We start from the raw sequence: 11,892 nt of genomic DNA on the forward strand, positions 1-11,892 counted from the left end.
GAGTAAGGTTATATGCGCAACAAAAGATGAAACCGAACGGGCTTATAGTAAAAAGCAATACAAACGTGCTGCTATTCATTCATAAGCGAATCAAACCCGTTGATTAAGTCTAGTAATATTTAAACCAAAGCTCGAAGTGCCTAGACACCCAATCGATAACTGCCCGTTACTGTCAATTGGCAAGTCACTTGTAATAAAGTTTTTCATGCAGCCATCCCCCAAGCGATTACTTGCAGCGATGTGTTGATTGGCGACCCCATCTGACCATTGGCTATCCAAGCCAGCAGGCAAAATAGATACCGTTGCAGACGCAAGATCAGCAATTCCGAATACTGCGTTAACAACCCCTGTTCCTTCAGAGCAGAGAATGCCTTTCTCAATAACCTCTGCGATATCCTTAAGGTCAGCGCTAAAGCTACTTAAGTTACGTACATAATCATCAAAAAGAGCTCGAACCAACAATGTCGTCGCAACGCCGCCATCTTCAGATGATGCTGAATCCACAAGATAGAAAGCAAACTGCCCATTTATCAACCAACGGTAGTCAAAAACGAGAGGCATAACATCCGTCGATTGCAACAACCGATATGAACACTTCCAATCTCCCTGAGATGTATCTTTTTCTGGCAACAGCGCATGGAGTAAGTTTCGTGCAGCGTTGGGGTTTTGCTGTAAGTATTCTAAATGCCAGTGTAGCTCTTGCTCTTCTGATATTTCGCCACCATCATCGACCCTAAACCATTGACTCGCAAAATCGCGCTGCTCGGAAAAGTGGCGATCACAATCTTCAAGCGTATTATCAATTGCTTGAGATAAATATCGATAATTTGCGATCGGTTTTGATAAGAAATCCTTTATTCCAAAGCGCAATGCCTTGGCAACATCGGACATTTCATCGGTAGCAGAAACGACGATCATTGGCATAGAAGGATATTCAAGACTTACTTCTTCTACAAATTCTATGCCATCTAGAACAGGCATAGACAAATCGCACAAAACAAGATCTGGCTGGCACTGTCTCAACATTTTGAGCGCTTCTAAGCCATTCCCGGCTTCTATCACCCTATAACCTTGGCAATCCAAATAGGCACTAGTGACTCCACGAAATATAGGATCATCGTCAACCAACATAATCAGTTTGTGATTAACCACTTCCTGCGCTGAGACCTTTGCCGTTTGACTGTGAGTCTTAAACATACCTTTTACCTCACAAAGCTTAGTCAAAAAACAAATTATACATTATTATCTTTATATTAAGACCGTCCAGAACACCATGCAGCAAGATATCAGGCCCTTCCACCTTAATTAAAAGGTAGCTTGTAAACCCCATTTGCACAAATATTCTATGCCAAACCGGTCTTTATTCGTTAAGGTCTGGTGTGTTCAAATTGTGCAAAATATTGACTTAACGCAAACTTTGATCTCTAAGTTATTTATACATTAACCCTAAATTGTAATGTAGCGTGCCTGGGAAGTATAAAACTAGATGATCTAAACCTGTTTCGATTGGTTGTCGAAAATGGGAGCTACACTGCAACGTCACGAAAAACCATGATTCCGGTAGCTACTATCACCTGTCGCATTCAAGCACTTGAAGATTCTGTTAACCTGAGGCTTCTAAATCGCCACGCGCGTAAACTTTCTCTTACTGAAGCAGGCGAGCGTTTTTATCATGAGTGCTCTCCTTTATTACAGCGACTCACATCAACAGCTGAAGAGATGCGCTAAATGTGGTACGCAGCTCTTGTTCGGAAGGGCTCGCATTACGCTAATGCCAGACGTGATGATCAAAGAGTTTATTGCTAGCGGTGATCTAGTACGCGTTCTGCCAGACTGGAGCGCAAACCCTCGTGACATCTACATGCTTTATAACCACAAAGATCACCTGCCAGAAAAAGTACGCCTTTTCATCGATTATGTGATTGCTTACCACATTCACTAATAGCCGCAGAAATCTGATACAAAAACCAGAGCCTAGACTCTGGTTTTTTATATTAAGAAGACAGCATTATGCGCCTTCGTTATACAACTCTAGATTTGCAATATCCTGCTGAATTTCGCGCTCGGCCTTCGCATCATCATTACGTAAACCATCTAGGAAATCCAAATACTGCTGGTCAATGTCACCCGTCACGTATTCACCGTTGAATACTGAAGTATCAAACTGGGCGATGTCTTGATTACCTAAAGCAACAGCTTCAACCAAGTCTTCCAATCGCTGATAAATCAGCGCATCAGCACCGATCTGCTGACAAATGCTGTCATTATCACGACCATGAGCAATTAACTCCGTCGCACTTGGCATATCGATACCGTAAACATTCGGGAAACGAACTTCCGGCGCAGCTGAAACCATGAACACCTTGTTTGCGCCTGAATCGCGGGCCATCTCAATGATCTGTTCAGACGTTGTGCCCCGAACGATAGAATCATCCACAAGCAGTACATTCTTGTCTTTAAACTCAGAGCGGATGGCATTCAACTTACGCCGTACCGATTTCTTACGTTGCTGCTGACCTGGCATAATAAACGTGCGACCAACGTAACGGTTTTTCACAAAGCCCTGGCGATATGGCTTATCAATCGCTTGAGCAATTTGCAGTGCAATGTCGCAGGAGGTTTCTGGTATTGGGATAACCACATCGATATCGAGATCTGCGTAATCTTCACGAATACGGTCACCTAACTTCTTGCCCATTTCTACACGGGCACTGTACACAGAAATCTTATCGATAAATGAATCTGGACGAGCAAAGTAAACGAACTCAAAAATACATGGATTAAGTTTTGGATTATCTCCGCACTGCTTAGTGAATAGCTCACCATCAAACGTTGCGTAAATCGCCTCACCCGGTGCTACATCACGTACAAAGTCAAAACCAACAGCATCAAGTGCAACAGACTCCGATGCTACCATGTATTCCATTTTCCCATTTTCTTCGCGCTTACCAAGACAAAGAGGACGAATACCATGGGGGTCACGAAATGCAATCATACCGTGGCCGATGATCATGGCTGCAACCGCGTATGCACCACGAATCGTTCGGTGTACATTCGTCACCGCTCGGAACACGTCATCTGCCGTTACATTGCCCTTCACGGTATCAATTTCGTGAGCGAGAACGTTAAGCAGCACTTCTGAGTCTGATGTGGTGTTGATATGGCGACGATCTTTTTCAAACAGCTTTTGACGAACTTCATGAGCGTTAGTCAAATTGCCGTTATGAGCGAGTGTAATACCAAAAGGAGAGTTTACATAGAAAGGCTGCGCTTCAGAGGCACTTGAACTGCCTGCGGTTGGGTAACGTACGTGACCGATTCCAACATTACCCTGCAAGCGTTGCATGTGTTTTGCTTCAAACACATCCTTCACTAAACCGTTCGCCTTGCGCAGACGAAAACGATTGCTTTCTATGGTACAAATACCAGCGGCATCTTGGCCACGATGCTGTAACACCGTTAACGCGTCATAAATAGACTGGTTTACAGGCGTTGTGCCCACGATTCCAACAATACCACACATGTCCTAATCCTCGATTTGCGACAGTAGCTGGCACTACTAGATAGTGCCAGACAAAAAACTTGATGTTGCTTGTAAGTGCTCGAAAAATGGGGCGATGATACGGCTGAACTCTGGGACCAACTGTGACTCTTTCCACCAATCCGAGCTTGGGAATGCTGTAAACGCATCCATAAAAAACAGCACCGCAGAAACAATCAATACTCCACGTAAACCACCAAACACCACACCGAGAAGTCGGTCAGTACCTGACAGTCCTGTTTTTTGTACCAGTTGGCCAATGACGTAATTCACCACCGCACCAACAACTAAAGTCGCGACAAATAGCGCCGCAATTGCGGCTCCGTTTCGAAACATTTCATCTTCAATATTGGTGAAGTACACCGCTAATTTAGTGTAATAGTTACTGGAGATAAAAAACGCTCCGAACCAAATCACCAAAGACAAAGCTTCTTTAGCAAAACCGCGAACTAAACTGATCAGAGCTGAAAATCCGATCACACCTAAAATGACAAAATCTAACCAATTCATGTTTTCTTCATCTTAAGTTGGCGCGCATTTTAACAGAAAAAATGCTGACGCAAACGTTTTCTTATGGATTTAATGGCTTAAATTTAAGCAATTGACCTTTTGAGCCTGTTATTTTTTGTAATTCCTTGACCTGTCGTTCAAGTTTACTTTTTGACACGTCAGGACCAACAATCACTCTGGTAAAGTTATTTTCTTTCTTCACATGAGCTTGATAACCTCGCTTCTGTAAATCATCGACAAGCGCGACGGCATTGTCATGATTCTTCAGTGCCATCAACTGAATGATCCAAGCCGAGTCTTGATATTGATTTTTTTCTTCAACTGGACGAACTACCACTTCAACCGACTCAGGTTGTTTTTCGACTTCTGGTTGAGGAACAACGTCAGACTCAGAAACGCTGCCTTGGGATCCCTCTGACTGACTGATTGTCGCAGTAACAGGCGATTCTGGCAGAGAGATAACATCCTCTACTGGCTCTAAAATTTCGAAGTTTTCCACATCACTATCAAGTTCAGGTTTGATAGGGATACTGGCAAATTCTTCTTTGTAGTGCAGTTTCTTACCATCTAACACGTCAGGGAGCACAATGACCCCAACCGCGACTAAAACAATGGTGCCGACTAAACGACTTTGGAATTTACTTGCCATCAAATTACCTTTGATTACCCATTATTTGATTGCCAATGTTCCAATACTTCGCCCACCGTATGGAATGATCCAACAACCAGAATCACATCATCGTCTGCGACGCTGCTTTTCGCACTCTCAAACGCGTCTACTGGGGTTTGGAACTGGGCCTGCCCCTCAGGCAAGTATTGGCACAATTCATCTGCTGTCGCCGCACGAGGCCCAGTCAACGATGCTGGATACCATTGTGTTGCAATTACCGTTAGCGCTTCAATTGTCGCTTTGATGTCTTTATCATGCAGCATTGCGATAACGACGTGGATATTCTTACCTTTGTATCGGCTTTTTACCTTCTCAACCAAATACTCTGCTGAGTGAGGGTTATGTGCCACATCAAGAACAACTTCTGGCTCTGTTTGTAGAACCTGCATGCGACCAGCAAGCCGAGCATTATTCAAGCCATTAACAATATTAATGTCAGTAATTTGCAATTCTGACGCGCCAAGCGCCATTAACGCAGTCGCAGCATTAGGGAGAGGTAAAGATGGAACAGGAAGGTCTTCAAGCGCAAAAGCACCGCTACTCCACTTCCAGCCCTTAGCTGTTAGTTGGTAGTCGAATTGAATGCCCACTTGGAAAAATTCTGCACCGATATCGTCAGCATGAGCCGCGACAGTAGCCGGTGGGGTTGGTTGGCCGCAAATAGCAGGCTTTCCGGAACGGTAAATACCTGCTTTTTCAAAGCCAATGACATTGATGTCATCACCTAACCAATCCACATGGTCAATTGCTAAACTGGTAATAACCGAGACATCGTGGTCAACCACGTTGGTTGCATCTAAACGGCCGCCAAGACCAACTTCTAACAGAACAACGTCGACTTTCTCAACTTGGAAAATACGAAGTGCGGCTAACGTGCCGAATTCGAACAAGCTTAGACTGATCTCGCCGCGCTGCTTCTCAATATAGTCAAACGCTTCACCGTGTTTTCTGTCTGATGCATCTACGCCGTTGATACGAACGCGTTCATTATAACGGATCAGGTGCGGAGAGCTGTAAACGCCCACCGAGTAGCCTGCGTCCAGTAGAATCGCTTCCATCAATGCACACGTCGAGCCTTTGCCATTGGTGCCGGCAACGGTGATCACAGTAGGAGCTGGTTTAATGAGGTTGGCTTTTTGCGCTACCGCTTGAACGCGGTCTAAGCCAAGGTCGATTGCTGATGTATGGAGTTTTGTTAAATAATCAAGCCACACCGTCAGGGAGGATGTGGCTTGAGGAATAGAGTTTTGGGTCATCTAACTTTAACCATTAATTTCTTTGGTTTTTGTGTTAGTGATACTTTACCCTTTTTCGTCCGCTTCTGGTACAGAATATGGCTCTTCATTTGGAGATTCGTTAACCGAAACCACCAAAGGAGACTTGTGGTTAGTCAGCTTAGCAATCAACCCACCCACACGTTGACGCATTTCACGGCGGTCAACAATCATATCAATTGCACCGTGTTCTAGCAGGAACTCACTACGCTGGAAACCTTCAGGGAGATCTTCACGTACGGTCTGCTCGATGACGCGACGACCAGCAAAACCAATCAGTGCTTTAGGCTCACCAATGTTAATGTCCCCTAGCATCGCCAAGCTCGCCGATACTCCGCCCATTGTTGGGTCAGTCAGCACTGAAATGAATGGCAGGCCTTTTTCAGATAGACGCTCAAGTGCGGCACTGGTTTTCGCCATTTGCATTAGAGACATCAATGCCTCTTGCATACGCGCACCGCCACTTGCAGAAAAGCAAATAAGTGCACAGTTGTTTTCAATCGCAGCGTCGACCGCTTTTACAAAGCGAGCACCTACCACAGAACCCATTGATCCCCCCATAAAGGAGAATTCAAATGCACACGCTACCAGTGGCATGCCTAGCAGTTCACCCTGCATAACCACCAAGGCGTCTTTCTCACCACTGCTCTTTTGTGCAGCAGAGATACGCTCTTTGTAACGTTTAGAATCTTTAAATTTCAGTTTGTCTTGTGGCTCTAGCTCGGTGCCAAGCTCAACACGGATGCCTTCGTCTAAGAACGATTCCAAACGACGACGCGCTCTCATGCGCATATGGTGGTTACACTTAGGACAAACTTCTAAATTACGCTCAAGCTCTGCATGGTATAGAACCTGCTCACAAGAGGTACATTTCGTCCACACACCTTCTGGGATAGAAGCTTTGCGTGAACTTACAAGGTTGCTTTTTTCTAAAATCTTTTCAAGCCAACTCATGGAAGACCTTTTCTCTCAATTCTTCCGCGTCATTGCGAAAGATATAAATTCGAAATATTACAGATGGATTAAAACATATCTTACCGCGACTGTAGATAAAAAACTGGTTGTACCTATTTTTGCTATCATTAATAACGCACAATTTTCGTGTTTATCCAGCCTAAAATACCGATTTTTTGAAACAAGTTCGCAGTTTAGTTCAAATTATCTGGCAAAAATAGCGGGCCGATCGGCACTTGTGGTAATCCAAACTCTTCAGGATAATCCACATCCACCAAATACAAGCCTTCCGCTTTCGCAGTTGCCCCGGCTAATTTGCGATCTTTTGCTTCTAACAACCACTTGATCCATTCTGGTTTTTCTTCACCACGCCCCACTTTTATCAGGCTGCCAGTGATGTTCCGCACCATGTGGTGAACAAAGGCATTCGCTTTAATGTCAATCACAACGTAATCACCATGGCGCGTCACGTTAAGGTGCATTAAGTTACGAAACGGACTGCGAGACTGGCAGTGCGTTGCACGGAATGACGTAAAGTCATTTTCTCCCAACAGGTACTGCCCCGCTTCATGCATTTTCTTTTCATCCAAATCACCGTGGTAATGACTCACACCTGAGCTCAAGATACCTGGACGCAATGCATGATTAAAGATGATATAGCGGTAACGACGCGCTGTTGCTGAGAATCGCGCATGGAAGTCATCAGAAACTTCTGCCGCCCAACGGACAGCAATATCACTAGGCATGTTTGCGTTCGCCCCCATGGTCCAAGCAACCATTTTACGGCTTACGTTGGTGTCGAAGTGAACCACCTGACCAGTACCATGCACGCCGGCATCAGTACGACCAGCGCACTGCACTTCCACAGGGTGATTCGCAACAATCGATAGTGACTTTTCTAGCTCTTCTTGGACACTTTTCACTTCTCTTTGGCGTTGCCAACCAAAGTAGTTTGTACCGTTATACTCGATACCTAATGCGATTCTCATTTTAACCTTCGAACTCTAAAATGGGGCGGGAAGTATATACTCAACGCCTTCCAGATACAAAAAGAGGCAGCGCTTGCTGCCTCTTTTTATTTATCGACCATGAATATCGTCGATAAGATGCTTGGCCTCTCGGCGAATATCGTCTTCACCGTAGACGATGGCCTCTTCCAATAACTTAACCGCGCCTTGAGGATCATTCATTTCCAAATAGATTTTTGCTAAATCAAGTTTACCTGCAGCTTCTGCATTACTATCAACGTCAACGTCGCCAATATCACCAATTACATCAGGGAATTCATTTAAGCCAACATCCAGCTTTAGTTCTTGCTCCTCAAACTCACCGCCGTCTTTATCCACTTGAGCCATTAATTCATCAATGGTCATGAATTGATGCTTCTTAGGATCAAAGTCTGCGAGGTCATCCTGCTCCGCCCAATTCTCCGGTGCGATTTCAGGTTGTGCCAATGCGGCTGCTGAGCCCCATACTTCACGCTGATCTTCTGGCACCTCTGATGTCGTAGAGGTACATTCGGTGGAAAGCTTAAAACCATTCCAATCATCACCCACGCCCAACATGGTTTCAAAGTCCATGCCTGCGCTAGCAACGGTATCGCTGTCTAAGTTGCCATCAAATACTTGTGAATCAACGTTTTCCGCAAGCAAATTTGCCATTGCGGCTTCTTCGAAGTCATTTAGCTCTGTTTCAACCTCATTCTTCTCTGATTCAAAATCAGCAACGAAAGCACCTGGTTGCGCGAATACTTCAAATAGTGCGTCATGATCGTTATCTGACTGCAATACTGGCTGATGAGCTTCTGCATTATCCGTCATTGACATTAATGCATCTTCTTCATCGAACTCAGGCAGATCCAAATCATCGAAACTCATTGCATTGTCTTCTGCCATTTCCGCAGATGAGCTTAGCTCCGCCGTTTCAGATTCTGGCAAGGTTGGTTCATCTGCCATAGATGCAAGCGCATCATCTTCGTTGAATTCTGGAAGATCGAAGTCGTCAAGGTTGAACGCTTCTTCCTCTACCGCCTCCGTTACCACCGCTTCTGGTGCAACCTTTTCTGATTCATACTGCGCAGGTTCATCCGCCATAGAAGCAAGCGCATCGTCTTCGTTGAATTCTGGAAGATCGAAGTCGTCAAAGTTGAACGCTTCTTCCTCTGCCGTCTCCGTTACCGCCGCTTCTGGTGCAACCTTTTCTGATTCAGGCAACGCAGGTTCATCCGCCATAGAAGCAAGCGCATCGTCTTCGTTGAATTCTGGTAGCTCTAGAGCATCGAAGTTGGATTCTTCATCTTCAATATCCGTCTCTGTCGAACGTGCAGCTATAGGCTCCTGTTCTAGCTTCGTTTCTGACTCAATATCATCAACTAACCAATCTTCCTCTTGCGGAATGCCAAATTCGTTCTCAACGGTATCGGGTGTTGGTGTAAATACAGGAGCTTCGTCTACTTCGCTCTCAGACTGTTGTGCTAAAGCGTTAGCATAGTTATTGAGAAGCTCTGATGCATCTTCACCTGACTCTGAATGAGTACGTTCCTCAGCCAATTCATGTTGCGTATCAAGGGCTGTTTCAGCCTCAAAAGGCACATCTTGTTCATTAGAGACTTGTGGTTCGTCATTAAGTATTGAATCTAGGTCATCAGAAGTGTCATTACCTTCAAAGGTATTAACAGGTTCCTCTCGCGCTGGCTCCAGATCGGTTTCTTGGCGCAGCGGTTCGGTTTGAAGCTCGGATTCAACTTCCCTTTCTGGCTGGTTGTCACTCAATAACGCATCAATATCGAGCCCAGATTCAAGACCAAGTACCTGTTCATCATCTAACTTTTCACTTGATTCAACGACTGACTGAGGCTGTGATTGAATGCCCTCTGTCACCTCTGGCTCTAAACGACCAAAACCGAGTGATGCTAATAAATCATCATCACTTAAGGAATCAGAATTCGTTGGCTCATCATCTTCACGAATCAAGTCATCAAATGGGTCAAGCTCTTTACTGTCTTCATCTAGCTCTTCATCCGTATTGTTATCATCAAGTAACTCATCCAGTAGATCTACGCTATCTTCGTCAAGATCTTCTATGCCGTCAAAGCCCGATAATTTTTCAAGCTCATTTAGCGGGTCAAAGTCATCTGAAGCGTCTTCATCATCAAGACCAATCAACTCATCCAGAAGCTCAGTACTATCTTCTTCGATCGACGGATCATCACTCAATCCGGCAATATTTTCTAACTCATCAAACGGGTCAAGTTCATCCGGTGTCGCTTCATCACTTTCTTTGCTTAGATCTTCGACACTATTTGTTGTTGGCTGATCGTATTGTGCCAGTAACTTGTCGATTTCATCCTCAGTGGCTTCACCGACAGAAAAGCCTAGCTCTGAAACCGCAGAGGATGACTTATCGTCTTCTACATCAAGGTTAAGATCATCACTACCAAAATCAGCAAATAAATCATCCAACAGTGCCTGATCAATGCTGTCACTTTGTAGATCTTCTGTCGGCTCATCACCCGCTAGTAAGTCTGCAAATGGGTCATTGGCACTTTCTTCATCTGAGAGATCAAAGTCTACTTGCTCATCATCCACGATCTCTAGCTCTGGAGAAGCCTCATCAAGTGCACGCTCCATCTCTTCCAGCCCAAGGGCCTTCTCTTCACCGTTTACTTTGATGCCATTGTTGGAAGAATCAAACTCATAGAAACCAACATCTAAGTCACCATCGTCACCAATGCTTGCAAATGGGTCTTCTTCGTCATCACCTTCTAGGTTGAAGTCGAGATCATCGTCATCAAGATTGCCAAAGACATCATCCTCTTCTGGCTTCTCTTCTTGATCGAATAGGTTTGCGCTCTCATCATCACCAAATAGGTCATCATCCAAGCTTAACTCTTCTTCTAACTCCTCCGCGGCCGCTAATCCAAGTGGCGCCGCTAATGGATCGATACTTTGGGGCTCCTGTGCCGCAGCCTGTTCCTCTTCCGATTTCGCACGGCGACCCAACAACGTGACCACAAGTAAAGCGATCAATGCGCCTGGAATTAGCGCAGCAAGTCCCACTAACCAGCCATTGGATAGAATCTTATCCATTGTACTTGGTTGCATGCGTTGCTGCTCATCAAGACGCTTGCGTTCTTCTGCCAGTAACTTTTCTACTTCCGTGCGGATACGCGCTTCGTCATTAAGCTCCGTTTTTAGCGTTTCTACTTCGTTTTGCACATCAGAAAGCATTAAGCGAAGACGATGATTCTTTTCTTCAAGCGACTCAAGCTCACCTTGAGAAATCTGAAGTTTATCTTTAAGCGCACTTACCTGCTTCTCACCTTCTGGAGAAGTGGTTAGGGTAGGAACCAATGGGGTTAGCTCAACCGATTTAACCGGCTTAGGTTTGGCCATTTCTGGTTTAACCGTTTCCGACGTAACTTTAGGCTTGGTGGTTTCTGCTACTGGCTTTGGCTGCTCGACGATAGATTTAGCCGGTGCAGGTTTAGGTGGTTTAGGCTGATTCGATCTCGCTTCATGGGCTTTCATAATCGCCACAGCTTGTGCTGTGGTTGCACTTTGGACTTGCTCTAATGAAGGAATACGAAGACGACTACCAGGGATCAACTCATGTATATTCTGATTGTCAAACGCTTGAGGGTTGATTCGGTAAATGGCAAGCAGCGTCTGTTGGACAGAAACATTACGAGAAGGTCGCAATTGAGAAGCAATCGACCATAGCGTTTCATTTTGACCGGTGGGGCCAAAAAAGCGCGAAGGTTGAGTATTAGCGGATAACGCTCGTTCAATCTCCCCAGCGTAACTCGGAGAGGCTTGCACTTCGCCAGAAGGACCCACAAGACGAATTCCTTCGGCTTGAACCACTGACGATGTCTGAGTCGTGCTCATCAACACAAGGGCGGCTAACAAACACTTATAATTTTGACGCATAGAAGGCTCAGT

The 11,892-nt window shown here is 45.1% G+C and carries 8 protein-coding genes and 1 pseudogene; 1 reads left to right on the plus strand and 8 read right to left on the minus strand.

Annotated features, from left to right (window positions below; all coding sequences use genetic code 11):
* Positions 1 to 90: 90 nt before the first annotated feature.
* Entirely contained in the window at positions 91 to 1,197 is a 1,107-nt protein-coding gene (locus tag AK966_RS01765; protein WP_099078537.1) for a response regulator, read from the minus strand.
* A 279-nt stretch (positions 1,198 to 1,476) separates the two neighbouring features.
* On the opposite strand from AK966_RS01765, the pseudogene AK966_RS01770 reads away from it, so the two are divergent.
* A pseudogene (locus tag AK966_RS01770) lies at positions 1,477 to 1,942 on the plus strand (LysR family transcriptional regulator).
* 66 nt (positions 1,943 to 2,008) lie between these two features.
* On the opposite strand, the gene purF reads toward AK966_RS01770, so the two are convergent.
* The 7 genes from purF to AK966_RS01810 form a co-directional block, all read right to left on the minus strand.
* Positions 2,009 to 3,523, minus strand: coding sequence for an amidophosphoribosyltransferase (gene purF / locus AK966_RS01775; protein ID WP_119463426.1), 1,515 nt, complete (start codon positions 3,521 to 3,523; stop codon positions 2,009 to 2,011).
* 36 nt (positions 3,524 to 3,559) lie between these two features.
* Positions 3,560 to 4,051: a CvpA family protein gene (locus AK966_RS01780; protein ID WP_099078535.1), complete on the minus strand. Its 492-nt coding sequence runs from the start codon at positions 4,049 to 4,051 to the stop codon at positions 3,560 to 3,562.
* A 61-nt stretch (positions 4,052 to 4,112) separates the two neighbouring features.
* Complete coding sequence (locus AK966_RS01785; RefSeq protein WP_099078534.1) at positions 4,113 to 4,700, minus strand: SPOR domain-containing protein; 588 nt, start codon at positions 4,698 to 4,700, stop codon at positions 4,113 to 4,115.
* A gap of 14 nt (positions 4,701 to 4,714) precedes the next feature.
* Complete coding sequence (gene folC / locus AK966_RS01790; RefSeq protein WP_099078533.1) at positions 4,715 to 5,977, minus strand: bifunctional tetrahydrofolate synthase/dihydrofolate synthase; 1,263 nt, start codon at positions 5,975 to 5,977, stop codon at positions 4,715 to 4,717.
* 45 nt (positions 5,978 to 6,022) lie between these two features.
* Positions 6,023 to 6,949: an acetyl-CoA carboxylase, carboxyltransferase subunit beta gene (accD, locus tag AK966_RS01795; protein ID WP_099078532.1), complete on the minus strand. Its 927-nt coding sequence runs from the start codon at positions 6,947 to 6,949 to the stop codon at positions 6,023 to 6,025.
* A gap of 194 nt (positions 6,950 to 7,143) precedes the next feature.
* Positions 7,144 to 7,938, minus strand: a complete 795-nt coding sequence (gene truA / locus AK966_RS01805; protein ID WP_099078531.1) for a tRNA pseudouridine(38-40) synthase TruA — start codon at positions 7,936 to 7,938, stop codon at positions 7,144 to 7,146.
* A gap of 90 nt (positions 7,939 to 8,028) precedes the next feature.
* Entirely contained in the window at positions 8,029 to 11,880 is a 3,852-nt protein-coding gene (locus AK966_RS01810; RefSeq protein WP_119463427.1) for a FimV/HubP family polar landmark protein, read from the minus strand.
* Positions 11,881 to 11,892: the final 12 nt, after the last annotated feature.

It is taken from the genome of Vibrio sp. PID23_8 (genome assembly GCF_003584965.1).
In the GTDB taxonomy this organism is placed as follows: Bacteria; Pseudomonadota; Gammaproteobacteria; order Enterobacterales; family Vibrionaceae; genus Vibrio.